General features: G+C 65.6%; 24 protein-coding genes. 6 read left to right on the top strand and 18 right to left on the bottom strand.

Features of this window, described 5'->3' with window-relative positions:
- Positions 1-92: 92 nt before the first annotated feature.
- The 3 genes from LKE06_RS13905 to LKE06_RS13895 are packed head-to-tail and all read left to right on the top strand — an operon-like array spanning position 93 to position 2,962.
- Positions 93-887 carry an enoyl-CoA hydratase-related protein gene (locus LKE06_RS13905; protein WP_227999051.1) on the top strand — a complete coding sequence of 265 codons (795 nt, stop codon included), beginning with the start codon at positions 93-95 and terminating at the stop codon, positions 885-887.
- Between the two features lies 1 nt (position 888).
- A complete protein-coding gene (locus LKE06_RS13900) occupies positions 889-2,025 on the top strand; it encodes an acyl-CoA dehydrogenase family protein (RefSeq protein WP_227999050.1) in 1,137 nt (378 codons plus the stop codon).
- Positions 2,026-2,065: 40 nt separating this feature from the next.
- Complete coding sequence (locus LKE06_RS13895) at positions 2,066-2,962, top strand: SDR family oxidoreductase (protein ID WP_227999049.1); 897 nt, start codon at positions 2,066-2,068, stop codon at positions 2,960-2,962.
- A gap of 159 nt (positions 2,963-3,121) precedes the next feature.
- Here LKE06_RS13895 and LKE06_RS13890 read toward each other — a convergent pair whose 3' ends face one another.
- Genes LKE06_RS13890 through LKE06_RS13870 form a run of 5 tightly spaced genes read right to left on the bottom strand, consistent with a single transcriptional unit; the run spans position 3,122 to position 7,721 of the window.
- On the bottom strand, positions 3,122-4,144 hold the full coding sequence (locus LKE06_RS13890; RefSeq protein ID WP_227999048.1) for an Rv3169 family protein: 1,023 nt from the start codon (positions 4,142-4,144) through the stop codon (positions 3,122-3,124).
- A 41-nt stretch (positions 4,145-4,185) separates the two neighbouring features.
- Entirely contained in the window at positions 4,186-5,232 is a 1,047-nt protein-coding gene (locus tag LKE06_RS13885) for a phosphotransferase family protein (protein ID WP_227999047.1), read from the bottom strand.
- A gap of 7 nt (positions 5,233-5,239) precedes the next feature.
- The gene (locus LKE06_RS13880) at positions 5,240-6,052 is read right to left on the bottom strand and encodes an enoyl-CoA hydratase/isomerase family protein (RefSeq protein WP_227999046.1); all 813 of its coding nucleotides are present in this window, start codon (positions 6,050-6,052) and stop codon (positions 5,240-5,242) included.
- A 33-nt stretch (positions 6,053-6,085) separates the two neighbouring features.
- Positions 6,086-6,892 carry an enoyl-CoA hydratase/isomerase family protein gene (locus LKE06_RS13875; RefSeq protein WP_227999045.1) on the bottom strand — a complete coding sequence of 269 codons (807 nt, stop codon included), beginning with the start codon at positions 6,890-6,892 and terminating at the stop codon, positions 6,086-6,088.
- A 46-nt stretch (positions 6,893-6,938) separates the two neighbouring features.
- Complete coding sequence (locus LKE06_RS13870; protein WP_227999437.1) at positions 6,939-7,721, bottom strand: enoyl-CoA hydratase/isomerase family protein; 783 nt, start codon at positions 7,719-7,721, stop codon at positions 6,939-6,941.
- A 259-nt stretch (positions 7,722-7,980) separates the two neighbouring features.
- Between LKE06_RS13870 and LKE06_RS13865 the strand changes: the two genes are divergently transcribed.
- The gene (locus LKE06_RS13865; RefSeq protein ID WP_372477334.1) at positions 7,981-8,697 is read left to right on the top strand and encodes a FadR/GntR family transcriptional regulator; all 717 of its coding nucleotides are present in this window, start codon (positions 7,981-7,983) and stop codon (positions 8,695-8,697) included.
- A gap of 11 nt (positions 8,698-8,708) precedes the next feature.
- Here the strand turns inward: LKE06_RS13865 and LKE06_RS13860 are convergent, their stop codons facing one another.
- The 10 genes from LKE06_RS13860 to LKE06_RS13815 form a co-directional block, all read right to left on the bottom strand.
- On the bottom strand, positions 8,709-9,758 hold the full coding sequence (locus LKE06_RS13860) for an LLM class flavin-dependent oxidoreductase (RefSeq protein WP_227999043.1): 1,050 nt from the start codon (positions 9,756-9,758) through the stop codon (positions 8,709-8,711).
- A 19-nt stretch (positions 9,759-9,777) separates the two neighbouring features.
- Positions 9,778-10,620, bottom strand: a complete 843-nt coding sequence (gene menB, locus LKE06_RS13855; protein ID WP_227999042.1) for a 1,4-dihydroxy-2-naphthoyl-CoA synthase — start codon at positions 10,618-10,620, stop codon at positions 9,778-9,780.
- 8 nt (positions 10,621-10,628) lie between these two features.
- Positions 10,629-11,387, bottom strand: a complete 759-nt coding sequence (locus tag LKE06_RS13850) for an SDR family NAD(P)-dependent oxidoreductase (protein ID WP_227999041.1) — start codon at positions 11,385-11,387, stop codon at positions 10,629-10,631.
- A gap of 38 nt (positions 11,388-11,425) precedes the next feature.
- Entirely contained in the window at positions 11,426-12,652 is a 1,227-nt protein-coding gene (locus LKE06_RS13845; protein ID WP_227999040.1) for an acetyl-CoA hydrolase/transferase family protein, read from the bottom strand.
- The gene (locus LKE06_RS13840; RefSeq protein ID WP_227999039.1) at positions 12,652-13,851 is read right to left on the bottom strand and encodes a thiolase family protein; all 1,200 of its coding nucleotides are present in this window, start codon (positions 13,849-13,851) and stop codon (positions 12,652-12,654) included. The genes LKE06_RS13845 and LKE06_RS13840 overlap by 1 nt, the downstream gene beginning before the upstream one ends.
- Position 13,852: 1 nt before the next feature.
- On the bottom strand, positions 13,853-14,650 hold the full coding sequence (locus LKE06_RS13835; RefSeq protein ID WP_227999038.1) for an SDR family NAD(P)-dependent oxidoreductase: 798 nt from the start codon (positions 14,648-14,650) through the stop codon (positions 13,853-13,855).
- A complete protein-coding gene (locus tag LKE06_RS13830) occupies positions 14,650-15,816 on the bottom strand; it encodes an acyl-CoA dehydrogenase family protein (RefSeq protein ID WP_227999037.1) in 1,167 nt (388 codons plus the stop codon). The genes LKE06_RS13835 and LKE06_RS13830 overlap by 1 nt, the downstream gene beginning before the upstream one ends.
- 64 nt (positions 15,817-15,880) lie before the next feature.
- Positions 15,881-16,948, bottom strand: coding sequence for an acyl-CoA dehydrogenase family protein (locus tag LKE06_RS13825; protein WP_227999036.1), 1,068 nt, complete (start codon positions 16,946-16,948; stop codon positions 15,881-15,883).
- 10 nt (positions 16,949-16,958) lie between these two features.
- A complete protein-coding gene (locus LKE06_RS13820) occupies positions 16,959-18,908 on the bottom strand; it encodes an AMP-binding protein (RefSeq protein WP_227999035.1) in 1,950 nt (649 codons plus the stop codon).
- A gap of 13 nt (positions 18,909-18,921) precedes the next feature.
- Positions 18,922-20,109, bottom strand: a complete 1,188-nt coding sequence (locus tag LKE06_RS13815) for an acyl-CoA dehydrogenase family protein (protein ID WP_227999034.1) — start codon at positions 20,107-20,109, stop codon at positions 18,922-18,924.
- Between the two features lie 83 nt (positions 20,110-20,192).
- Here LKE06_RS13815 and LKE06_RS13810 point away from each other — a divergent pair, with 83 nt between their 5' ends.
- Together LKE06_RS13810 and LKE06_RS13805 are read left to right on the top strand one after the other, a co-directional pair.
- The gene (locus tag LKE06_RS13810; RefSeq protein WP_372477365.1) at positions 20,193-20,642 is read left to right on the top strand and encodes an FAS1-like dehydratase domain-containing protein; all 450 of its coding nucleotides are present in this window, start codon (positions 20,193-20,195) and stop codon (positions 20,640-20,642) included.
- Positions 20,639-21,055: a MaoC/PaaZ C-terminal domain-containing protein gene (locus tag LKE06_RS13805; RefSeq protein WP_227999032.1), complete on the top strand. Its 417-nt coding sequence runs from the start codon at positions 20,639-20,641 to the stop codon at positions 21,053-21,055. The genes LKE06_RS13810 and LKE06_RS13805 overlap by 4 nt, the downstream gene beginning before the upstream one ends.
- A 112-nt stretch (positions 21,056-21,167) precedes the next feature.
- On the opposite strand, the gene LKE06_RS13800 is transcribed toward LKE06_RS13805, so the two are convergent.
- The 3 genes from LKE06_RS13800 to LKE06_RS13790 are packed head-to-tail and all read right to left on the bottom strand — an operon-like array spanning position 21,168 to position 24,633.
- A complete protein-coding gene (locus LKE06_RS13800) occupies positions 21,168-22,145 on the bottom strand; it encodes a quinone oxidoreductase family protein (protein ID WP_227999031.1) in 978 nt (325 codons plus the stop codon).
- Positions 22,142-22,942: a PaaI family thioesterase gene (locus tag LKE06_RS13795; protein WP_227999030.1), complete on the bottom strand. Its 801-nt coding sequence runs from the start codon at positions 22,940-22,942 to the stop codon at positions 22,142-22,144. The genes LKE06_RS13800 and LKE06_RS13795 overlap by 4 nt, the downstream gene beginning before the upstream one ends.
- On the bottom strand, positions 22,939-24,633 hold the full coding sequence (locus LKE06_RS13790) for an AMP-binding protein (RefSeq protein ID WP_227999029.1): 1,695 nt from the start codon (positions 24,631-24,633) through the stop codon (positions 22,939-22,941). The genes LKE06_RS13795 and LKE06_RS13790 overlap by 4 nt, the downstream gene beginning before the upstream one ends.
- Positions 24,634-24,944 lie beyond the last annotated feature (311 nt).

Below are 24,944 nucleotides of genomic sequence, written 5' to 3'. Positions count from 1 at the left end.
AGCGCGATTAAAGATACTGTTATGCAAATGGTCAGTCCTAATGACCGCAACGTTGAGCATCCGCTCACCACACGAAAGGACACGGGAGACCGATGGCCGAGTTCACCGACATCACCTTCGAGATCGACAACGGACTGGCATGGATCACCATCAACCGTCCCGAGCGCTACAACGCCTTCCGCGCGCAGACAGTCGACGAACTGGTGATGGCCTTCAAGCGCGCATGGGCCAGCAGCGAGGTCGGCGTCATCGCCCTGACCGGCGCCGGCGACAAGGCGTTCTGCGCGGGCGGCGACCAGAAGCAGCGCATGGAGACCGGCGACTACGGGCCGTCGGCGAGCGGGCTGTTCGAGGTCGATGCCCTGCACCGGGTCATCCGCGACACCCCCAAGCCTGTCATCGCCGCGGTCAACGGGCTCGCGATCGGTGGTGGTCATGTGCTGCATGTGCTGTGTGACCTGACGATCGCCGCGGACACCGCCCAGTTCGGGCAGAACGGCCCCCGCGTCGGCTCCTTCGACGCCGGGCTCGGTTCCGGCTACCTGGCCCGGGTCGTGGGCGAGAAGCGGGCGCGCGAGATCTGGTTCATGCTCCGCCGGCTGTCCGCGGAAGAGGCCTTGGACTGGGGCCTGGTCAACAAGGTGGTTCCCGCCGCCGATCTGAAGGCCGAGGTGCGTGCCTGGGCCGATCAGATGCTCGACTTCTCGCCCACCGCGCTGAAGGTCCTCAAGCAGTCGATGAACACCGACACCGAGCACTTCGTCAGCATCGGCAGCATGGCCTACTCCACGCTGGCCATGTTCGGTGAGACCCCCGAGGCTCAGGAGGGGATCAACGCCTTCAACGAGAAGCGCAAGCCGGACTTCACGCCGTACCGGGGTAAGTGAGTTGCAGTTCTCGACCGAACAACGAGAGTTCGCGGCGGCAATCTCCGAGTATTGCCGCCGCCACCTCGCGACAGTCGCGCAACGCGACTCGGTCACCGACGGCGGTACCTTGTCCAACAGCCCCCAGGTGTTGGCCGATATGGCCCGGAACGGGTGGCTGGGGGTGTCGCTACCGGCCGAATTCGGTGGCGGCGGTGCCGGATTCGTCGACGAATGCATCTTCCTCGAGGAATCCGCCCGCGGCCTGGCACCCATCACCGGGTACTCCACCGGTCTCACCGCAGCGCAGACATATCTGCGATGGGGCAGCGACGAACAGAAGAAGACGATCGTCGCGAACCTCACCGCGGGCCGCCTCGAGGCCATCGCGCTCAGTGAGCCCGGCGCGGGCTCCGATCTCGCCGGCCTGCGGGTCAGTGCCCGGCGCGACGGCGAACGGTACCTGATCAACGGCCAGAAGACCTGGATCTCCGCGGCACATGTCGCCGAGCACATCCTGGTCCTGACCCGCGAGGATGCGTCCGGCTCCAAACACCAGGGCATGACACTGCTGATGGTGCCGACCGACGCACCGGGGCTCACCATTCGTGCTATCGAGACCATGGAGGCGCACACCTGCAACGACGTGTTCTTCACCGACGTCGAGGTCCCGGACTCGGCCGTGGTGGGTGAACCTCGCAATGCGTGGAAACAGCTCATGCGCGGCTTGTCGATCGAGCGCCTGATCATCGCTGCGATGAGCATCGGCGGTGCCCGACGTGCCCTCGACGACGCGGTCGCGTATGCGAGAGAACGCGAACAATTCGGCCGGCCGCTGGCCAGCTTCCAAGCCCTTCGGCATCGTCTCGCCGACCTCGCCACCGACATCGAGCTGGCGCGCACGTTCGTCTACGACGTGGCGACCAAGATCGATGCCGGATCGGAAGACGATCTGGCTCGCGAGAGTGCGATGGCGAAGATGCGGTGCACCGAGGTAGCCAAACACGCGACGCTGGAAGCCATGCAGATGATGGGCGGCTACGGCTATGCCCGGGAATACGGCATGGAGGGACAAGTACGCCGGGCCCTGGCGCCGCCGATCTACGGCGGTACCAACGAAATCCAGCGCGAGATCATCGCCAAGCACATCGGCTTGTGAGCAGGCCACCGGCACCAAACATCGAACAACGAGGGACACGATGACCGACACAGCCTTCTCACCGACTCTGTTGTCCGGGAAGAGAATCCTGATCACCGGAGGTGGGACCGGACTCGGCCGCGGCGTGGCGCGGTATCTGGTCGAGCACGGCGCCGAGGTTCACCTGTGGGGACGCCGCGCGGCGGTGCTGGCCGAAGCCGCTGCCGAGGCGTCGGCCTCCCGTCCCGGATCGGTGTTTCACCACACTGTCGATGTCCGGGACTACGAGAACGTCGATGCGACCGTGGGCCGGATCTGGTCCGAACACGGCCCGCTGACCGGCGTGCTGAACAACGCGGCCGCCAACTTCATCGCTCAGACGAAGGACCTGAGTCCTCGTGCGTTCCAAGCGATCACGAGCACCGTGATGAACGGCTCGTTCCACACCACCCATGCCGTCGGTAAGCGGTGGATCGCCGAGGGCCTTCCCGGTTCCGTGCTGTCGACGCTGACCACCTGGGTGTGGACGGGATCGGCCTATGTGGTCCCGTCCGCGATGGCGAAGGCCGCGGTGCATTCGATGACGATGTCGCTGGCCGTGGAGTGGGCGAAGTACGGCATTCGCGTGAACGCGCTCGCCCCCGGGCCCATTCCGACCGACTACGCCTGGGAGATGCTCAATCCGACCGACAAGTCGTCGGTCGGCGCCACCCAGGCAGACCAGATCCCGGCCGGCCGCACCGGGACGATCGAAGAGCTGGCCAATCTGACGATGTTCCTGCTCTCGGATGCCTGCGACTACCTGACCGGACAGACCATCGCCATGGACGGTGGCCAGATGCTGGCCGGGCCCGGCACCTTCGCCGGCTTGTCGAATCTCACCGACGCCGACTGGGCGCAGATCAGGGACAGCAGCAAGGCCGCGTCGGAGTCGAGTAAGGCCGAGCGAACCGTGTGAGTCCATCAGCGCTCACCACCCGGAAGAGGGTGCGCATCCACGAGATGCGCACCCTCTTCTGTTGACCGGCCACTTCCCTTGCCGGACCGACGAGTCGGGGCCGGCCCACATCTGTCGGCCGGCCCCGGTTCTTCCTCGGGTGGATCGGTTCGAGCCCGATCAGATCGTCGGGCGGTATCGGTATGTGCTGCTGCGGGTCAACGCGAATTCGAAGATGCCCGACCCGTGGACGGTGCCGAGGGTGAAGCTGCACAGGCGATCGGTCAGCGCGGAGTCGAGCGAGCGCGGTGACACCGAACCGTCGAGGACATAGCGATCCGACTCGACATGATCGGCTCCGGACGAGGCGCCATGGTGGCCGCCGTAACCAGCGCCCGCCATATGGCCCCCACCGGCCCGGCCGTCGGCATGCACCCGATAGCGCTCTCCGCCCGCGGTGTCGATCTCGACATCGCCCTCGACCAGGTCGAGATCGGGGTCGAAAACGAGGGCATGACGCACACCCGTGATCGGGTCGAGGCGTCCGTTCTCGTGCATCACGGCGCCCTCGAGCAGAAGACGCTCGTGCGAACGGGTCTCGACCAGCAGGAAACCGATCGAGAACTCCGGGAACTGCGCCTGGTACCAGAGGTGCAAACCCTGGCCACCGGACATCGTGCGCACCCCTCGGGAACGATCCCGCTGCCCGTACCAGCCGTCCACGTCGTACTGGCGGCCGTCGAGACGCACAACGCCCTCGTAACGTCCGGATTGGAAGAGGTGATCGAAGGAGGTCCGTTCCGAGGACGCGTTGGTGACCGCGACCTCGCCGAACCACGCGGGCGTACGCGCCCGCCAGGTCACATCGAACTCGGTGTCGATCTCGTTGGGACCCAGCCGAAGTCGCCACACCTCGTTGGGCTCGACCACCTCGAAACGGAAGGGACCGGCGCCGTCGCGGTTCGTCGCGCTCAGGGCGGTCGAGAACCGCAGGTTTCGCTGTTCTTTCTCGTCGCTCACGACCACGAAGCCGTCGGCCGTGTCCTTCGGCGGATAGATTCCGAAACCCATGATCACCGATGGCGTCGTGGCGTCGACCGGATGCATATTGAACATCAGCCGATCGAAGAAACCGGCCGGCAGATCCGAGGCTTCAGGTCCGACCAGCGGATCGTGGAAGGTCGCGCCGGATGTGATTGCCATCAAAACTCCTTGTGGGTCCAGCCCCGGCGAGCCGTTCACGGCTACCGCCGAGCAGTCGAGTCGACGCCTGCCGTCCCGGCGACGTGGCGGGCTTCGTCCAGAAAACTCCGAACCAACGCGGGGTCGGAGTAGTAGGGGTCGCCGATTCCATCCAGGACCCGGCGGCGGCTGTATTCGTACAGAACGGCCAGCTTCCACAACGACAATGTCGTGTACCAGGCGAGATTCCCGAGATCGCGACCGGTGCGCGCGCGGTATCGCTGTGCCAATTCGTTCTTGGACGGATAGCCGTCTTCCAGCATCGCCGCGCCCAGCTCCGCGGTCGGATTCATCGGCCGGCCGGGTTCGGGGATCGTCGCCATCAGATAGCCCACGTCGAGAAGTGGATCGCCGATCGTGGCGAGTTCCCAGTCGAGGACCGCCGCGATGCGGCCCGGTGCATCCGGTGCCAGCACGACATTGCCGATGCGGAAATCGCAGTGGATGAGCGTCGCTCCTGATTCCGGAGGTGTGTTCGCCTCGAGCCAGGAGTCGATGTCGGCGAACTCCGCGGGCGGATTACCGTCGGCATCGGCGACGAGGCGGCGCATCCGCTGCAGATGCCTGGCGTTGAACCCCTCCGGCCGGCCCATCCGGTCGAGCCCCGCTGCGCGCCAGTCCACTTCGTGCAAGTCCGCGAGGGTGTCGATCAGGTGGTAGCCGATGGAGCGCCGTTGCTGAACCGAGTCGAGCGGCGCGGGAGTGCGAGTGGTGACGACCGGCCCCGCAGCGAAGCTCATCACGTAGAAGGGCACATCGAGCACCTCGCCGGTAGCCGCGACGGCGAGGACCTCGGGCACCGGCACCCCGGTCGGGTGCAATCCCGTCAGCAGCTTCGCCTCCCGCAGCATGTCATGCGCACCCGGCGGAATCGGCGGCGGCGGCGGACGGCGCACGACCACGCTGCGGCTGCCGTCGCTGACCAGGAAGGTCAGGTTGGAGTGCCCGTCCCCGATGGGCTCGGTGGTGATCGGCCCGGTCAGAATTCCCCGGGTTTCCAGAAACTCCCGCAACGCATTTCGCGTTTCCGAGCTCCATTCCCACGTCACCGCGACATCACCGGCCCGAGAACTGCGGCATGCGCTTCTCTTTGAAGGCCGCGAGCGCTTCGGGCATGTCCTCGGTTCTCGTGAGCAATGCCTGGCCGCGGTTCTCCAGTTCGAGAGCTGCCTCGTAGGAACCGATCTCGGTATTGCGCTGAATGGCGCGTTTCGACATCCGGACGCCGCCGGGCGAATTCTGCGCGATTCGACGTGCCATGGTGAGTGCCTCGTCGAGCAGTTGCTCCGAGGGCACGACGTGGTTGACCAAGCCGATACGCACGGCTTCCTCGGCCCCGACGATCCGCGCGGTGTAACCGATTTCCGCCGCCCGGGCCGGGCCGACCAGGCGTGCCAGATTGAAGGATGTGCCCAGCTCACCGATCGACAGCCCGACCTTCACGAAGGCCGCACTCATCTTGAGAGTCGGTGCGGCCAAACGGATGTCGGCGGCAAGCGCCAGCGCCATACCCCCTCCGGTCGCAGCGCCGTGAATGGCCGCGATCACCGGAAATGGCAGATGACGTAGCGATTGGATTCCGCCGGAAGCCGTCTCCTGGAACTTCAGGAACTCACGGACACCCATTTCGGTGATCACGTGGATCTCGTCGAGATCGAAACCGGCGCAGAAGGACCGGTCGCCCGCCCCGGTGACGACGAGCGCACGTAACCCGCTGTCACGCAGCGCCCTACCGGCGGCCAAGTATTCGTGGAACATCGCTACGGTCTGCGAGTTCATCCGGTCGGGGCGGTTCATGCGCAGGATGCCGACACCGGGTTCGGCTTCTTCGAAGGTCAGTGTCTGCAATGCGGGAAAGTCGATGGTCATGTCCGGGCCTCGCCTCGTGTCGTCGAGTGTGGGTTATTTGCCTTCGAATACGGGCATGCGCTTGTCCCTGAAGGCATTCAGCGCCTCGGCCATATCCGGACTGCGGGTCAGCAGTGCCTGACCACGGTTCTCGAGTTCGATGGCAGCGGCGTAGGAACCGACCTCGAGGTTTGCCTGCAAGGCCCGCTTGGACAGTTGCACACCACCCGGGGAGTTCGCGACGATCTGTTCCGCGAGAGCGAGCGAGTCGGCGAGCACATCGGCACCGACCGCATTGACTAGCCCCAATTCCGCGGCTTCCGTCGCGTCGACGATCCTTCCGGTGAAGCAGATCTCACTGGTCTTCGCCGGCCCGATCAGACGTGTGAGCAGCCAGGAGGTGCCCAGATCTCCGGCGGACAGCCCGATTCGCACGAATGCCGCGTTGAATTTCGCGGCAGGCCCGGCCAGGCGGATGTCGGCGGCGAGCGCCAACGCCAGCCCTCCCCCTGCGGCGGGTCCGTTCACGGCCGCGATCACCGGAACGCGCAGCGACCGAATCGCGGTCAACGACCTCGCGGCGCGCTCTTGCTGATCCAGCATGCCCAGCGCCCCGAGGTTCGGAAGATCATCGGCGTCGGCGAGGTCGTACCCGGAGCAGAATGCTTTGCCGGCCCCGGTCAGAATGACGACACGGCAACCGTCTTCCGTCTCGAGCCCCCACGCGAGTCGCTCGAGTTCGACGAACATCGTGTTGGTCATCGCGTTGTAGCGTTCGGGTCGATTCAGCGTGATGACGACGATGCCGGGTTCGACCTCCTCGACCTGGAGGGTTTCGAATTGTTCGTCCAGTGTTTTCATCCGGGAACTTCCTGAGAGGGGGCTGGGCGGCGTTCGCGGCTCGTGTCTAGCGGAATCGAGGTGTGCGCTTCTCGACGAAGGCGCTGATGCCCTCGGCCGCCTCTCCGCCCTCGAACAGCTCCTGGATCTGCTCGACCTCGTATCGCGCTCCGTCCGCGAGAGACAGGTCGAAGGCCGCGTCCACCGTACGGACCACCGAAAGCTGGGCCGGTAACGAGGGCCCCAGGAGCTCACGAGCGAAGTCCAGGGCGGCCGCGGTGACGTCACCGTCGGTGAGCCGATCGACGAGACCGATGCGATAGGCCTCCTCGGCCGCCACCTGGCGCGCCGTCAACATGATGTCGAGTGCCCGCCCCCTGCCGACCAGGCGCGGTAGCCGCTGAGTTCCACCGGCGCCGGGAATCAATCCCAATTTGACCTCCGGCAGCCCGAATCGGCCGGCAGCCCCCGCAACCCGCAGCGTGCACGCCATCGCGAGTTCGAGCCCACCGCCCAATGCCACCCCGTCGACAGCCGCGATCGAGATCCACGGCGACGCCGCGAGTCGATCGTTGACCGCACGCATCCGATCGCCGTACGCGGTGAATGTCTCGGCGTCGATCGTCGACAGGTGTTTGATGTCGGCGCCGGCGGCGAAGAACCCCGGCAGGGCGGATCCGATCACCATGACCTTCACATCGCCCGCCTTCTCGGCAGCGTCGATAGCGCGGTGGATGCCGTCCAGCAGCGGGATACCCAACGCGTTGGCGGGTGCCCGTTGCATGGTCACCGCCGTAATCCCCGGTTCGACCGTTTCCCAGATGACCGCGTCCCGCGCCAACTCTGCCACGTCGTCCTCGCATTCCAGCACTTCGTCGACACCGCCGCGGCCGACTACCTCTCTCGGAAGCTATCCACACCACGGCAGCAAATCAACCATTATTTTGGTATGACCAAATTATACTCAGCGCGCTCGAATCGCAAACTCGCATGGCAGGACTCTTTGCTGATACATTAGGTACGACCAAATACACAGAAAGCAGGTAACAATGCCTGACTCGCCCTCGTCGAGCAGGAAAGTTGCGCGACACCCGGTTCAGCTGCAGCCGATGCAGGTACCCAAGGCATCCGATGTCCTCGCAAACGACTTGCGCGAGCGCATTCTTCGTGGCGATTTCCCTTCGGGTACCGCGTTACCACCGGAGCGCGAACTGGTCTCCCAGACGCAAATGAGCCGGACAACCGTGCGCGAGGCACTGCGCATCCTCGAGGTGCAGGGGCTCGTAGTCATCAAGACCGGCCGTTCCGGCGGCGCGTTCGTCCAACAGCCCGGCGGCGACGCGGTGGCCTCGTCGGTGAGTCTGCTCATCCGCGGACAGCAACTGCGGTTGACGGATCTGCTGGAGACCCGTGAGGCCATCGAGCCGGCGTGTGCGGCGCTGGCGGCGAAGTATCGCACCGACGCCGACATCGCCACCCTCGACGCCGCCAACGCGCTGCTCGGCGATCTCGATATTCCGCTCGAGCAATTCCTGCAGGCCAACGTCGACTGGCATCTCGCGGTGGCGATTGCCAGCCACAACGAACTCCTGACCGGCTTCATGACCGCGCTGTCGAATGCCATCTACAGCTCCACCGAGAACACGGCGTTCGTCGACGACGAAGTGCGCAAGACGACCCATCGCGCGCACAAGACGATCACCGATGCCATCCGCGCCAGCGATTCGGCAGCCGCCGTCCGGCGCATGACCAAGCACGTACACGGCTACGCCGAGGCCGTGGTCCAGGTCGAGGAGCGTACCGAGATCGAGCTACGCGAGGCGTGAGGATCCCGGCCTCACGCGGACACCGTGTTCGCGAGGTGGATCCGCAGCCCGGCCAGGATCTCGGAGTTGATCACACGAGTTTCCTGATCGCTGAGTCCCCAGGGCGGAGCGATCAGGTCGAGGTGGTCGAAACCCTCCGGGATTCGGGCCAGCGCCGCCGGGAAATCGGCCGGTCGACAGGCGATAGCGATCTCATCGATCATATCGTCGGTCACCGCGCCGATCAGCGCCTCGTCGTCGCGATCGCGGGCCGCCTGGCGAATCTTGTGCTGCTCGCCGCTCCATCCGTGGAGCTCGAACAGCCGATCGTAGACACGTGACGCGGCGTACTGACCGATGGCGTACGCGACCTGGCGACGCGCCAGTTCGACGTCGTCGTTGATCGCGCACATACGGATCCCCATCACCGTCACGTCGGCCGGATCGCGCCCGGAAATCGCAGCGCCCGCCGCGATTCCGTCCGCGACCGGGCCGCGGACGTAATCGGCGGTGTACATCGGATGGCCGACGAGTCCGTCGGCGAGTTCGCCGGCCGTACGGACCATCAGCTTGTTCACCCCGGCGATCCAGATCGGAATCTCGGGCCGGATAGGTTGCGGCACATCCGATGTGGGCGAGATGTGCACGTGGTAGAAGCGACCGTCGTGATGCACGGGCCCTTCGTGCAAGCGCCACAGCGATTTGAGCACCGTGAGTAGTTCGGCCATCCGCGCGGCGGGCGCTTCGCCGGACACGCCGTGCCAAGCCTCCATCATCTTGGATGTGCCGTTGCCGAGCCCGAGAATGATTCGCCCACCGGACAACTCGTCGAGGTCACGCGCTTCGGCTGCCCACATCAAGGGGCTGCGGCCCACCCCGTAGGCGATGTTGGACCCGATCTTGATCGTGCTGGTGCCCGCGGCGAGCGCCGCCATCGGCACGGTGGCCGAGCGGCTGTACAGCTCGCTCGTCCACACGGCCGCACACCCGATCTCCTCGGCCTCACGAGCCAGCGCCGTCATTGTCGCGAACCGCTCCGGTCCGCTCCCGACGCCGAAGGCGTTGACCCCGAATGTCGTCATGGTCGGAGATCCTCCTGAATCAGGCCCGACGCGGAAACCGGTCGAACTCGGGTTGACGCTTGGCTTTGAATGCCTCACGTCCTTCTTGTGCCTCTTCGGTCGCGTAGAACAGCAGATTCGTATCGTGTGCGAGTTGCTGAATGCCCGCCAGGCCATCCTGGGCGGCGTGAAAACTGGCCTTCATCAGTCGAAGGGCCATCGGTGACAATTCCAGCATCCGACGGCACCACGCGAGGGTCTCCGCCTCCAGGTCGGCGAGCGGGACGACGGTGTTCACCAAGCCCATCTCGAGCGCCTCGGCGGCATCGTACTGCCGGCAGAGGAACCAGATCTCCTTGGCCTTGCGCACACCGACCATCTCGGACAGCAACCCGGCGCCGAACCCGCCGTCGAACGAACCGACCCGCGGGCCCACCTGTCCGAGCCTGGCATTGTCGGCGGCGATGGTGAGATCGCAGACGATCTGCAACACATGTCCGCCGCCGATCGCGTAGCCGGCGACCATCGCCACCACGGGCTTGGGCAACCGGCGTATCTGGACCTGCAGATCGGTCACATGGAAGCGGCCCACCGCACCGGGGCGGTCCGGATCGGTGAGATATCCGGTATCGCCGCGCACTCGCTGGTCGCCCCCGGAACAGAACGCACGGTCGCCTTCGCCGGTCAGGACGATGACGCCGATCGAGGGGTCCTCCCGGGCATGGGTAAGCGCGTCGGAGATCTCTACCAGGGTCTGCGGCCGAAAGGCGTTGTGTACTTCCGGCCGGCAGATGGTGATCTTGGCGATTCCGTCTTCGGTACGGGAGTAGTCGACGTCCTCGTATCGGCGGACCGTCGACCACTCCTGCGTGTTGTCGGGCACCGTATACCTCACGCCATCGTCAGGCCGCCGCTGACCGACAGCGTCTGACCGGTGATGTAGCCGGTGTCGTCGGAGGCGAAGAATGCCACGGCCGCCGCGATGTCGGAGGGCTGAGCCAGTCGCTTCATCGGCACCGACCGGGTCATACCACCCAGCACCTTGTCGGCGTCCTGGCCGGAGCTGTCGGCGAACTTGCGCAGCGCGGGGGTATCGGTGGGGCCGGGGCAGACGGTGTTGACGGTGACGCCCTTGGTGGCAACCTCACGAGCGAGTGTCTTCGTGAAGGCGATGATGCCGCCCTTGGCGCCGGAGTAGACCGCTTCGAGCGACGATCCGACCCGGCCCGCGTCGGAACCGATATTGATCACCCGGCCGAAGCCGCGCTCGATCATGCCCGGCACGACCGTATGGTTCACGCGCAACGCGCCTTTGAAGTTGATGTCGAGAATCTTGTCCCAGAACGCCTCGTCGGTATCGAGGAACTTCATGAAGTCGTCCCAGCCAGCGTTGTTCACGGCGATCTCGACCGGGCCGAGCTTCTCGGTGATCTCGGCGACGGCAGCCTGTACCGAGCCGGTATCGGTGACATCGATCGCGACGGCGATCGCCTGTCCGCCGGCGGCCACGATCTCCTTCGCGGTCTGTTGCGCCACTTCATGATTCAGGTCGGCGACCGCGACCCGGAAGCCTGCCTCGCCGAGTTTGCGCGAGATTCCGGCGCCGATCCCCTGGGCGCCGCCCGTGACGAGCGCGACACGATTGCTCATGGTGGTGAATTCCTTTCGATGGAAATTGTCCGGATATGTCAGGATGCGAGGCGCACCGCGTGCGCGAGTTCGTCGCGGAACTGCGGCGCCGCGACGGCTGTCAGCCGTCGGCGACGCTCCGCCAGCGGTTGACCACGCAGATGCGCGACTCCGTGCTCGGTGACGACGCAATCCACGTCGGCGCGAGCGGTGGTGACGACCCCTTCTTCGAGGCCGAACTTGATCGATGATCGACCCCGCACCGTCGACCGGAGTGCGATGATCGACCGCTTCCCGGTGAGCGCGGCGGCACGCGCGAAGTCGACCTGGCCGCCCACCGCACCGAGGTAGGTGCCTCGGCTCATCTCGGCACCGACCTGTCCGGTCAGATCCACCTCGATGGCGAAATTCACCGCGACGAGAGTGGAGAGCTGCGAAAGCACCTGTGGCGCATGGGTGTAGCTGGTCGGCCGGAACAGCACGGGGAGGTCAGCGATACGGGCGTACAGATCGGCCGACCCCAACGCGGTTCCCGCAACGGAGAAACCGCTGTCGAGTTGCTTGCGCCCGCCGGTGATCACACCCTTGTCGATCAGCCCGAGGACGCCGTCGGTGATCATCCCGGTGTGGACTCCGAGGTCGCGATGCTCTGCCAGCGCGTCGAATACGGCCGCGCCCATCGAACCGATTCCGACCTGCAGCGTGTCGCCGTCGTCCACCAGCCCGGCGATATGGGTGGCTATCGCCCGATCGAGATCACCGGCGGGGCGGCGGTCTTCCTGCTGTAGCGGTCGATCGGTCTCGAGGGTGGCGGCGAAGCGGCCCAATGGAATACGAGGCGAGCCCGGTACCACCGGCATCTGCTTGTTGATCTCCGCGAACAGCAACGGCGTGTGCTCGATCGCGTCGGCCATGTAGTCGACACCGATTCCCAGCGAGCACATGCCGTCTCGATCGGGCGGTGACACCTGCAACAGTCCGGCATCGCACGGCAACCGACGTTCGGCGAACATGCGTGGCAGTGCCGAGTAATGGCACGGTACGACATCGAGCCGGTCGGTCGCGCCCAGCTCTCGCAACGCGCCCAGACCGCCGTAGGACACCATCGTGTCCGATGGCGACATCGATTGCGCCAGTTGGTCGTTCCAGCTCAAGCCGGTGAACAGGCGCAGCGGTCCCAGCTCCGGAGCCTGCGCGAGCAGCTGATCGACCAGTGGCCGCGGCTCGGCCGCGGCCTGGCTCCACCAGACACCCATCCCCGGGCGCAGCGCGCCGAAGTCGGCCATCAGTCGGTCCGTTCGATGAGCGTCCCGGTGCCGAGACCGCCTCCGCAGCACATGGTCACCACACCCAGGCGGCTGTCGCGGCGTTCCATCTCCGCGAGAATCGTGGCAATCAGCCGGGCGCCGGTGGCCCCGACGGCATGTCCGAGCGCGATCGCTCCGCCGTTCACGTTGACCCGATCCATATCCGGTTTCAACTCGCGCTGCCAGGCGAGGACAACCGACGAGAACGCCTCGTTCACCTCGAAGAGGTCGATGTCGGCGACCGTCAGATCGTTTCGGCCGAGCAATTTGTGTGTCGCCGGGATCGGCCCGGTGAGCATGATGATCGGATCGACGCCGACGGTCGTCTGATCGGCGATCCGCGCACGCACGCGCAGACCGTACCGCTCGGCCGCCTCTCGGGTGCACAACAGAACCGCCGCCGCACTGTCGCAGATGGGGCTCGAGGTTCCCGCGGTGATCCGGCCGTTCTCCGGGCGGAAGACCGTCTTCAGCTTGCCGAGTGTTTCGAGCGAGGTTCCCGGCCGCACCGTCTGGTCCCCGGCACGGATCTCACCGTCGAGTTCCATCTTCACCATCTCGGCGGCGAACCGACCGGCGGCGACGGCTTCGGTGGCGAGCGCATGTGACCGGACCGCGAATTCGTCCATCTCCGCTCGCGAGATGTCCCAGCGCTCGGCGATGAGCTCCGCGCTCTCGCCCTGGGAGACGAAGTCGTAACGCTCTCGCAGAGCGGCGGGCCAGGGATCGCCGTACAGCTCACTGATCTTGGCCGGTGAGTTCATCGGCACATGCCCCATATGCTCGACTCCCCCGGCGATGACGATGTCGTGCACACCCGAAGACACGAGCGCCGCAGCGAAATTCACCGCGGTCTGCGCCGATCCGCAGCGGCGGTCCAGGGTTGTCGCCGGGACTTCCGCCGGAAATCCGGCCTGCAGCCACGCGTTGCGGCCGATATTGCGGGATTGCTCACCGAACGGTGCCGTACACCCGATGATCAGGTCTTCCACTACGGCGGGATCGATTCCCGTGCGCGTGACCAGATCCTGGTAGCAGGCGGCCAGCAGCGCATTGGGATGGATGTCGCGGAACCATCCCTTCTCGGGATGTGACTTGCCGATCGGAGTACGCAACGCCTCGGCGATGACGACCTCGCGGCCGGCACTCGCGAACGGGCCGGTTACTCGTGCGCTCATGTCAGATCACCGTCCCGCCGTCGACCGGCAAGATCTGGCCGGTGATGTAGCCAGCGGCGCCCGATGCCAAGAAGACGAAGGTCGGCGCGATCTCATCGGGATATGCCCAGCGTCCCAATGGAATTCGCGCCAGTGTCTTGGCCGCGAGCTTGTCGTTGCTCCGGATGTTCTCGGTCATGGCGGTGGCCGCCAGCGGGGCCACCGCGTTCACGGTGACCGACCGCTTGGCAAGCTCCCGGGCCAGCGACTTGGTCAGTCCGATGACCGCGGCCTTGGCGGCGCCGTAATTCGCCTGGCCGATCGTTCCAGTCAGGCCCGCTGCCGAGGTCACGTTGATGATGCGGCCGGTGCCGTCGTCGGGGAGATACTCGAGCGCCGCGTGGCTGCAGTGGTAACTGCCCATCAGATGGGTATCGAGCACCTTGCGGAATTTCGCCTCGTCCATCTTGGGGAACATCGCGGGAGCGATCACACCCGCGTTGTTCACCAGGATGTTGAGGGTTCCGTTTCCGAGCCGCGCGGCGGCAGCAACCGCATCACGCGCGTTGTCGGCATCGCAGACATCGAGAGTGAACGGCTCGGCGACACCACCGGCCGCGCCGATCCGCTCGCTCACGGCAGTGGCCGCGTCCTTGTCGATATCGGTCACCAGGACCGCGGCTCCGGCCGCTGCGAATGCTTCGGCGACCGCGGCGCCGACACCACCGCCCGCTCCGGTGACCAGCGCGGTGCGCCCGCCGAGACCGAATGCCTGGATGCCCCGCGGAGTAGTGCCCGCTGTCGTTGTCCGGTCGTTCATCAGTAGCTCCTCGGGAGGCCGAGTACGTGGGAACCGAGATAGTTCAGGATCATTTCCTGGCTGATGGGGGCGATGCGGGTCAGGCGCGCTTCGCGGAAGTATCGGGAGACGTTGTATTCCTCCGAGTAGCCCATCCCGCCGTGTGTCTGCAGTGCGCGGTCGGCCGCCTCGAAGCCCGCGTCGGCACACAGGTATTTGGCCGTATTCGCCTCGCGCCCACAGGGTTTGCCGTGGTCGTAGAGCCAGGTGGCCTTGCGCAGCATCAACTCGGCGGCGTCGAGGCGAGCCAGCGAATCCGCGAGCGGGAACTGAATTCCCTGATTCTTCCCGATCTGACGGCCGAAGACCTCGCGATCGTTGCCGTACCGGACACCGGCGCGCAACGCGGCACGGCCGATGCCGAGCGCTTCGGCGGCCACGAGCATTCGTTCGGGATTGAGGCCATCGAGGATGTAGGTGAAGCCCTTGCCCTCCTCGCCGACGCGGTCCTCGACCGGGATCTCGAGATTGTCGATGAAAAGTTCGTTGGATGTCACCGCGTTTCGCCCCATCTTCTTGATGGGCCGGATCTCGACCTTGTCGCGATCGAGATCGGTGAGGAACAGGGTCAAGCCGTCGGTTTTGCGGGGCGAGTCCTCGAACTTCTGGGTTCGGGTCAGCAGCAGGATCTTCTCCGACTCCATCGCCTTGGAGATCCAGACCTTGCGACCGTTGACGATGTACTTGTCACCCTCACGCTTGGCGAAGGTTGTGATCTTGGTCGTGTCCAGGCCCGCACCCGGCTCGGTGACGCCGAAGCAGACGTGCAGATCACCGCTGACGATGCGCGGCAGTGTCCGCTGCTTGAGTTCCTCGCTGCCGTGCACGATGACCGGGTGCATGCCGAAGATCGACAGATGCATCGAGCTGGCGCCGTTCATACCGGCGCCGGACGCGGCGACCTGTTCGAGAATCAACGACGCCTCGGTGATCCCGTAGCCGTGCCCGCCGTACTCCTCGGGCGTGGTGATACCGAGCCAGCCACCCGTGGCGAACGCGTTGTAGAACTCCGTCGGGAATTCGTGCTTCTCGTCCTTGTCCTGCCAGTACTGATCGTCGAACTTGGCCGCCAGCTCCGCGACCGCGTCACGAATCGTGACCTGATCCTCTGTCAGTTCGAAATCCACGTCCGTACTCCATCCATCAACTAAGTCAACTATAACAATGGACTGACCATAAGACGCAAGTGGTTCAGCCTGCCGGTGACGGCTCGTCGAGCAGGTCCGCCGCGATCCGCTCGTTCCAGACGCCGGGCGGGCCGAACAGGGTGCGATCGAGTTTGGCGCGCTTGTAGAACAGCTGCAGGTCGTGTTCCCACGTGTATCCGATCGCACCGTGCACGGTGAGCGCGGACTCCGCGACGTCCGCCGCCAACCCCGTCACCTGGGCCTTCGCGACCGCGGCGATCGTCGGCGCTCGGTCGATCTCGGCATCGGCCGCGGCCGCCGCGTACAGCGCCGTCGAATAGGATGCCTCGACCGCTACCAGCATCTGCGCGGCCGCGTGCTTGACCGCCTGGAACGATCCGATGAGCTGCCCGAATTGCTTTCGCTGCCCGCTGTATTCGACAGCGAGCTCGAGCATCCGCTCCGCGCTGCCCAGAGCGTCGGCGGCCGTCAGTACCGCGGCCAGCGTCGTCGTCCGCGACAGCGCGGTCTCCCCCGCGGCGACGATCTCGATGATCGGCGCGTCGGCGAATTCGAGGTTGCCCGCACTGCGTGAGCGGTCGAGCAGGTCGTCGCGCCCGACACCGACATCGGAGGCCGAGACGCGGGCCAGGCCGGGCCCCTCCGGCCCGGTGACGGGAACGACGAAAACATCCGCTTCGCCCGCGCCGATCACGTGGCGCACGACTCCGGTCAGCCGACCGTCGCCGGCCGGCAGCGGTGCCCAGCCCGGTAGCCGGTCGGCACGAATCGCGGCAACGAACAACTGTTCGCCCGAAAGCTGTTGTGCCAGTTCCCGATCGGTCAGCAGCGGCGCGGACAACGCCGCCGCGAACCACCGCGAGTCGAGTGCCGCGGAGCGTCCGAATTCGCGCGCGGCAAGCGCCAGCTCGAGAATTCCTCCGCCCTGCCCGGACGCGTCTTCCGGATAACCGACGCCCCACCAGTCGTCCCCGATCAGCGCCTCGGCGAATCGAGAGTGCTCACCGGATGCCTGCAGTTCACGAATGACATCCGGCGGGAATTTCGCGGCAATCCACTCACGCAGGGATGCGGCGAACAGCTCCTGCTCCTCGGACAGCTCCCAATGCATCGCTTACTCCTCAGCTTGTACTCGTGCGACGGACGAGGTCCCGGATGGCGGCCACGGCCTCGGGATTCTCCGCGCCCGACAGATCGCCGGGGTCCGCGTCGATGGCGGCGGCGCGCACGGCGCGCCGCAGGATCTTGGCCGATCGAGTCTTGGGCAGTGCCTCGACCGTCCACACCTTCGCCGGGGCGAACGGTTTTCCGACACCGGCCGCGACCAGTCGGCGCAACTCGTCGGAGACGCCTTCGGTGTCGGCTCCGGGCCGCGGAACCCAGAAGACCCAGACGCTTTCGCCCTTCCTGGGATCCGGGATGCCCACGGCGGCGGCCTCGGCAACCGCCGGGTGGGTGGTCAGGACGGACTCCACCTCAGCGGGTGCCAGCCGCTTACCCGCGACGTTCATGACGTCGTCGGACCGGCCGAGGATGTACCACTGTCCGTCGTCGACGCGTGCGTAGTCACCGTGGCACCAGATCCCGGGGAAGGTCGACCAATAGGACTTCAGGTAGCGCTCCCGGTCATGCCACACTCCGCGGGTCATGGCCGGCCACGGCTGCCGGCAGACGAGTTCACCGATGCTGCCGCGCAGCGAGTTTCCGTTGTCGTCGAGTACGTCGACGTCCATGCCCAGCGACGGGCCGCCGAGCGAACAGCTGGGAATCGGCTCCACCGGGTACGGCGCCAGGAACGATCCGCCCACTTCGGTGCCGCCGGAGAAGTTGATCACCGGCACCCTGCTGTCGAAGACCGTCTCGGCGAGCCAGTCGTAGGAATCGGGATCCCACGGCTCACCGGTGGATCCGAGGACGCGCACCGAGCTCAGGTCCCGGTCGGCGATATCGGTGAGGGGTGTCGACCTCAGCGCGCGGATGAGTGTCGGCGAGACACCGAGCACCGTGATGCCGTGCCGCTGTACCAGGTCCCACAGTCTGCAGGTGTCGGGGACATCGGGAGAACCCTCGTAGAGCATCAGGGTGGCGCCGTTGGCATGGGCGCCGAACGCGGCCAGCGGGCCCATGACCCAGCCCATATCGGTTATCCAGCAGAAGGTGTCCCCCGCGTTGACGTCGAAGGAGTAGGCGACCTCGGTGGCGACCTTGATCGTGAATCCGGCGTGGGTGTGCACGGCGCCCTTGGGCTTGCCGGTCGTGCCGGACGTGTAGCCGAGCATCAGCGTCTGCATCGCGGGGAACGGGCGGAACTCGTACGGCCGGACGGTGGCATCGACGAGCGCGTCCCAGGTGGTCACCGTGACATCCCGATCAGCGAAATCGATTGCCTCGCCGATATTTTCGACCACGACGACCGAGCGCACCGACGGTGTGTGTGCCAGCGCCTCGGCAAGTTCGCCGGCCATGGCGATCTTGCGTCCCCGGCGAATAGTCCCGTCCGCGACAATGACCGCCTTGACCTGGGCATCATTGAGCCGGGACGCGATGGCGGGAGCCGCGAAGCCCGAGAACAGCGGCACCAGGATCGCGCCGATTCCGGCTGCGGCGTAGCAGGCGACAACCGCCTCGGGAACCATCGGAAGGTAGAGGGCCACCGCGTCGCCCTCGCCCACCCCGAGTTCGGTCAGACCGGTCGCCACCCGGCCGACCTGTTCGGCGAGTTCGCGGTAGGTGATCGTGCGAACCGACCCGTCCTCGGCCTCGTGCACGATCGCGGCCCGGTCGCCGTCGTCGCTCAGCCAGCGCGTGATGCAGGCATCGACCGCGTTGAAGGTGCCGCCCACGAACCAGTCCGGGAACTCGGCCCCGCCGGACAGGTCGAGAACCGACTCGTAGGGCGTCGAGAAGGGGATACTCAGATCGGTTACCGCCGCATCCCAGTACCAGGACACGTCGTCGGTCGACCGGCGCCGCAGTTCGTCGATCGATTCGATTCCGTGAGCGCGCGCCAACCGCGTGACGTTCGCGTTCTCGATGTAGCCGGGTGTCGGATTCCACACGTAGGTGCTCATCACGCCGCCTTTCTCAGGTGCGGGGCATTCCGAGCACACGCTCGGCAGCGATGTTGCGTTGGATGAAGGTCGATCCGCCGGCGATGGCGGTTCCGCGCGCTTGATAGGCGAGCCGCAGCCAGCGCTGCTGGTCCGCATCGGCGGACGCATCGTCCTCCGCGAGGCCGAACTGCCCGCCGAATTCGGTCAATTCGAGCCCGAAGTCCGCGATGTCCTCGACCAGCGGACAGAAGTAGAGCTTCCCGATGGAGGTGACAGGCCCCGGAGGTTGCCCGGATGCCGCGCCGGTGATGACGCGCTGTCCGATGAGGTAGTGGGTCAGGGCACGGCCGTAGAGATCAGCGATGCGGTGCCTGATCTCGGGCTTGCCGCTGAGGGGCTCACCCTCGTCGTCGGTCTTGCGTCTGACCTGCTCGATGAGATCGTTGACCGCGCCGGTGGTGTTCACCCGGCCGGTGGCGATGCCGACCCGCTCGAAGGCCAGCGTGCCCATCGCGACCTTCCACCCGCCGTCGACGACACCGACGACCGCGTCGTCGGGCAGGAAGACATCATCGAGGAACACCTCGTTGAACTCGGCCTCGCCGAGCATGTGCGGTAGCGGGCGAACGGTCACACCCTGCGACGACATCGGCAGCAGGAAGTAGGTGATGCCCCTGTGCCGATCTCCCCCGCCGGTGCGGGCCAACAGGATCGCGTTGTCGGCGATCTGCGCTCGGGACGTCCAGATCTTCTGGCCCTGAATCTTCCAGCCCCCGTCGACCTTCGTCGCCTTGGTGCGCAGCGAGGCCAGGTCGGATCCCGATTCGGGTTCGGAGAACAGCTGGCACCAGATTTCCTCGCCGGTGAGGATCGGCTCCAGATAGCGCTGTTTCTGGTTCTCGCTGCCGAAGGCGACGATGGTGGGGCCGGCGAAGTCCTCCCCGATGATGTTGAGCCGCTCAGGTGCGCCCGCCAGGTCCATCTCCTCGTTGAAGATGGCTTTGATCTTGGCGTCGGCACCGGCGCCACCGAATTCGGCCGGCCACGACAAGCCGGCGAAACCGGCGTCGAAGAGCGTGCGCTGCCATACCGACCAGAAGGCGCGCTTGTCCTCCAGTCGAGCCGGTTCCGGCCACGGCAACGTCGGCAGGGTCACGGTCAGCCACTCACGAATGCGCGTACGGAATCGCGCCTCGTCCGGCGAATCGCTCAGATCCATCTGAACCTCCACATGTTTACGGACCAACGTTACAATAGGTCTGACCAAAAAATCCAGGGAGGTAACCCGTGACGAGTTCCACGATCCGGCCGCCGGCCGTCGGCACCGTCCTCGACGTTGTGTCGTTCGAGGTAGAGGCCGGAAAGGTAAGGGAATTCAGCAAGGCGACGCAGACAGCCGACGTCGTACACACCGACGCGGGAGCCGCTGCCGCCGCCGGATACTCGAGTATTCCCGCCACCCCGACTCATGTGGTCGTCGCCGGACACCACAGGGATCAAAAGCAATTCGTCGAGACACTGGGGCTCGCGATCGAACGTGTGGTGGTCGGCTCGGTGGAATGGCACTACTCCCGCCCGCTGCTGGTCGGCGATCGTCTGACCGGAACCAGGCGGGTCGTGGACGACAGCACGCGAGAGGGCAAGCGTGGCGGCACCATGCGGCTGCTCACTCTGGAAACCGAGTGGGTCGATGCCACGGGCGACAGCGCCGTCACCCAACGCGAGGTCCTGATCGAAAGAGGCGAACGATGAACCGAACCCCTGTCGCCCTGACCGCCGGCGAACAGTTCGACACCAAGCAGATCGGGCCGATCACCCAGACCGACATCGTCCGATTCGCCGGCGCCGGTGGAGATTTCAATCCACTGCACCACGACAGCGCCTACGCGGCCCGAGCCGGACTCACCGGCGTCATCTCGATGGGACAGATGCAGGCCGGCATGCTCGCCGCATGGATCACCGACCTGGTGCATGTGGAGCATCTGCTCTCGTATTCGGTCCGGTTCGCTTCACCGCTGAGCGTCGGAGAAGTACTCGAACTCGGCGGACAGGTCGAGTTGGTGGACGCTACTACCGGCACGGCAACGTTGTCGGTGCACGCGAAATCCGCCGATCGAGTGGTGATCACCGGTAGTGCCCGGGTCCGAGTGTCCTTGTCCGACTGACGTTCCGCGCGCGACCTCCGGCTCAGCGGAGGGTCTCGGGTGGGCGAGGCGTGCCACTGCACGGCACACCTCGCTCACCACAGCGGGAAGCCGCCTCGAGTGACGCGCAGTGCTACGGGACGAGGACGAGTTTGCCGAACTGGCCACCCGACTCGAGCCGACGATGCGCCTCGGCCGCATCGTCCAACGGAAATGTGTCGGCGATGGTCGGTGGGGCCACCGCACCTGTTGCGACGAGATCGAGCAGGCCACCGAAATCTCCCGGCCCACCCATTGTCGTGCCCAGCAAGCTGTACTGGCCGAAGAAGAACCCTCGGACATCCAACGTCACATGTTCGGCGACATTGGCACCCAGGACCACTATTCGGCCACCGGGCCGCAGAGCCTGCACGGAACGGTCCCACAGCCCCACCGGATCCAGAATCACATCGAAGCCGTCACCGCTGGGTGCGAGTTCCTTTGCCCGCAAGGGCCAGTCGTCGTCGGTGTGCAGTACTGTGCCGGCCGCACCACTGTTCCGGGCTCGCTCCAACTTCTCCTCCGACGACCCGGTGACGAATATCTGCGCACCGAGTGCAGTCGCCAATGACAGCGCCATCGTCGAGATGCCACCGCCCGCTCCGACGATGAGCAGCGATTCGCCGGCACAGAGGCCGGCGCGAGTGACGAGCGCCCGATAGGAGGTGACACCGGCAAGCGGCAGTGCCGCCGACTCCTCCCACGAGAAGCCGATCGGTTTCGGAGCCAAGCATTGCTCCGGAACACACACGCGCTGCGCATACGTTCCGGGGGTGCGATCGCCCAGGATCTCGAAGTTCGGCGACGGAGCGGAGGTACGGTCGCCCCAGAACAGCGACGGCAGAATCACCACTTCTTCGCCGGTATCGATGCGTACACCGGCACCGTCCGCGCCAGGCGTATGCGGCAGCGGTGACCTGTACTGCCCACGACGCACCAGCACGTCGTGCCAGTTCAGTGCGCTCGCCCGCAATTCGACTGTCACCCAGCCGGGTTGTGGGACCGGCTCGTCGATCCGGCCCGGCCGTAATTCTTCCGGGGCGCCGTACGCCGACATCACGATGGCCCTCATGAACTAACCCGCTGCGCGGTGACGGTCGCGATCGCGCATGTCTTGGCCGAAGAGTTCACCGCTGTCACTCGGACCACGGCCAGGGATCGGCCGCTGTGGACAACGTCGGCGCGAAACGTTGTGGTTCCGGCAGCATTCCCTGGCCGGACGAAGGCGATGTCAATGCTCGTACTGCGGAAGCCGCCGTCCGCGTCCAGCGCCGACATGGCCGCGAACTCGCAGCCGCAGATGAGGATTCCACCATGCACGTTCCCACTTCCGTTGGCCGCCAACGCCGTAGCCGGCAGTTCGACGACACCACGGACCGGTTCGCGAATGCCCAGCGCGTCACGGATGGAGACGTCGTCTCCGGGCGCAACGAATGGCAACACGGGCGCCATGGGCGGTCCGTCCACCGAGATCAGGTGCGAGCGCTGGGTTATCAACGCGATCAACGCGCCGGTGCCGTCGACCACGACGCCGCGTGTCGTGCCCCCGCGATCGTCGCGCGCGATCAGCTCGCCCGTCACGGTGAGCGAGGATCCATCCATGGGTGGATCCGCGAGCAGGTCCAGCCGAATCCCAAGGCTCACAGGCCATCTCTCCCGCGGCGAGCCGGAAGCAACGATATATCCGGTCACGTCGTCGAGCGGCACTGCCAGTGCGCCTCGACTGACGCCCGCCACCGAATCTCGCAGCCAGGGCCCGGATTCGACGGTCATCTCCGCCCGTTCCGGTGAGAGATCGACCGGATCGACCCGAATCAGAGCCTCAGCTCCGGAGATCAGAAATGGGGCGGTCGCCGCTGTGCCACTCAATTGGCACCCGCCGCTGCGGGCTGGTTGAGTTCGGCGGCGATCCGCATGCGCAGAATGTGCTTCTGAATCTTTCCGGTCGCGGTCATCGGCAGCTCATCGACCACGACGACCCGTTCCGGTGTCTTCTGCACTGCGACACCCCGATCGGTGAGGTAGGCCCGTAGTTCTTCGACCGTGGGTGCGGAATGTCCGGCCTTGGCAACCAGGTAGCAGCACACCTTCTCCCCCAGTTTTTCGTCGGGCATACCGACCACCGCCAGTGCCACCAGGTCCGGGTGGCCGGCCAGTTTGTCCTCGACCTCGCGGACGCTGATGTTCATGCCGCCGCGAATCACGATGTCCTTGGTGCGGCCGGTCACCCGGACGAACCCTGTTTCATCCATGATCCCGAGATCACCCGAGCGTGAGAACCCGTCCGGAGTGAACAGTTCGGCTGTGTCTTCCGGACGATTCAGGTACTCGATCATGTGCGACGGGCCGCGGAAGGCGATATCGCCCTCGGCGCCACGGGGCACCTCGTTTCCGTCCGGTCCGACTATTCTCACCTCTGCGCCCGGCAGGGCCGCGCCGTCGGATGTGATGGCCCGATACGGGTCTCCGTTGACGCGGCACGTGGTGGTCGACAAGTTCTCGCTGCGCCCGTACAGCGACAGCACATTCGTCGTCGGCAACTTCTTCTTGGCGTTCTCGACCACGGCCGCGGGGATCGGCGAACCGGCGCAGATCCAGACCCGAAGCGACGACAGATCAGCGCCGGGGTTCTCCTCCGCTGCCGTGATCAACGTCTGGAGGAAGGTTGTCGCGGTGACCGCCGCGGTGCAGCCGAACTTCTGAATCTCGGTCAGCCCCCGTACCGGGTTCCATTCCGCCATCAGATGCGTGGCCGCACCGGCCAGCAGCGGGATCAGCACACTGGTCACGAGGCCGGTCGTGTGAGCGATCGGCGACGGGCCGAATTGGACGTCGGACTCGCTGTGCCCGAACGCAACCGTCAACGCGCGCGCACCGGACGCATACGTGTTGAAGGTGTGCACACACCCCTTGGGGCGTGAGGTCGTCCCGGACGTGTACACGATGACGAACGGATCGTCGGGATGAACCCGAACATCGAGCTCCGCATCGATGCCGGCCGGATCGGCATCGGCGACGATCAGCGTCTCCAGTGCCACGATCCCGCGTTCGGACAATGACTCGTGGCTCTCTTCGGGCGCACGCACCGCGACGATTGCTTCCAAGGTTTCCGAGTCGCCACGGATATCGTCGAACATCGACAGGTAGTCGAAGCCTTTGAACTCCGCCGGTGCGATCGCCATCCGGATCGAGGCATCGGACACGACGTGCGATACCTCGTCCTTTCGATAGATCGGCATGACCGGCACCATCACCGCGCCGATCCTCGACAGCGCCGCAGCGACCACTACGAAGGCGGCCCAGTTGGGCAGTTGGACGGCCACGCGATCACCGTGCCGCAAGCCCTGCCGGTGCAGCCCCAGCGCAAGCCGTTGCGACGTGTCGTAGAGCTCAGCGAACGTCAGGGCATAGGTGCCATCGGTAACGAACACCTTGTCCGGGTTGGCCTCGGCCCGTGATCGCAGCAGTTCGGTGAAGTTGACGTCGGCCCACTGTCCGCCGGCATAGAACTCATCGATCTGCGCGGTCGTGTATCTGCCGAGGTTTCGCTCGCTGGTCATGGTGCCCGTCCTCTATCGGTGTAACACACGTTTAGTCCAAATATTAGAATGGTTAGACCGAATAGCGCAAGGGATTCGGCGCCGAACCATCCCTGCGGAACGCCCGAAAATCCCCGGAAAGTCGGCTATAACACCAGATGACATGCCTATTCGTGCAGGTTACCAACATTTGGAATGACCAATCAACCATTTTTATATACGCACTGGTTTCCTGTTTCGTCCGACGGCGTCGTTGACAACGTGCCGGGAACCGCACGGCGCGCAGGCTGCGGCGGGCCGCCGGGTATGCATACCGGATTCTTCACGGAGAC

The organism is Nocardia australiensis (assembly GCF_020733705.1).
In the GTDB taxonomy this organism is placed as follows: Bacteria; Actinomycetota; Actinomycetes; order Mycobacteriales; family Mycobacteriaceae; genus Nocardia; species Nocardia australiensis.
Note: the sequence above shows the minus strand (reverse complement) of the source record. Positions and strands in the feature narration are given on the sequence as shown.

Bases quoted from the DNA above. Each gene is read 5' to 3' on its own strand.
- LKE06_RS13905 (WP_227999051.1), top strand. From the start codon at position 93: ATGGCCGAGTTCACCGACATCACCTTCGAGATCGACAACGGACTGGCA.
- LKE06_RS13895 (WP_227999049.1), top strand. From the start codon at position 2,066: ATGACCGACACAGCCTTCTCACCGACTCTGTTGTCCGGGAAGAGAATC.
- LKE06_RS13890 (WP_227999048.1), bottom strand. From the start codon at position 4,144: ATGGCAATCACATCCGGCGCGACCTTCCACGATCCGCTGGTCGGACCT.
- LKE06_RS13880 (WP_227999046.1), bottom strand. From the start codon at position 6,052: ATGACCATCGACTTTCCCGCATTGCAGACACTGACCTTCGAAGAAGCC.
- LKE06_RS13875 (WP_227999045.1), bottom strand. From the start codon at position 6,892: ATGAAAACACTGGACGAACAATTCGAAACCCTCCAGGTCGAGGAGGTC.
- LKE06_RS13865 (WP_372477334.1), top strand. From the start codon at position 7,981: ATGCAGGTACCCAAGGCATCCGATGTCCTCGCAAACGACTTGCGCGAG.
- LKE06_RS13860 (WP_227999043.1), bottom strand. From the start codon at position 9,758: ATGACGACATTCGGGGTCAACGCCTTCGGCGTCGGGAGCGGACCGGAG.
- LKE06_RS13850 (WP_227999041.1), bottom strand. From the start codon at position 11,387: ATGAGCAATCGTGTCGCGCTCGTCACGGGCGGCGCCCAGGGGATCGGC.
- LKE06_RS13845 (WP_227999040.1), bottom strand. From the start codon at position 12,652: ATGGCCGACTTCGGCGCGCTGCGCCCGGGGATGGGTGTCTGGTGGAGC.
- LKE06_RS13840 (WP_227999039.1), bottom strand. From the start codon at position 13,851: ATGAGCGCACGAGTAACCGGCCCGTTCGCGAGTGCCGGCCGCGAGGTC.
- LKE06_RS13835 (WP_227999038.1), bottom strand. From the start codon at position 14,650: ATGAACGACCGGACAACGACAGCGGGCACTACTCCGCGGGGCATCCAG.
- LKE06_RS13825 (WP_227999036.1), bottom strand. From the start codon at position 16,948: ATGCATTGGGAGCTGTCCGAGGAGCAGGAGCTGTTCGCCGCATCCCTG.
- LKE06_RS13820 (WP_227999035.1), bottom strand. From the start codon at position 18,908: ATGAGCACCTACGTGTGGAATCCGACACCCGGCTACATCGAGAACGCG.
- LKE06_RS13815 (WP_227999034.1), bottom strand. From the start codon at position 20,109: ATGGATCTGAGCGATTCGCCGGACGAGGCGCGATTCCGTACGCGCATT.
- LKE06_RS13805 (WP_227999032.1), top strand. From the start codon at position 20,639: ATGAACCGAACCCCTGTCGCCCTGACCGCCGGCGAACAGTTCGACACC.
- LKE06_RS13800 (WP_227999031.1), bottom strand. From the start codon at position 22,145: ATGAGGGCCATCGTGATGTCGGCGTACGGCGCCCCGGAAGAATTACGG.
- LKE06_RS13790 (WP_227999029.1), bottom strand. From the start codon at position 24,633: ATGACCAGCGAGCGAAACCTCGGCAGATACACGACCGCGCAGATCGAT.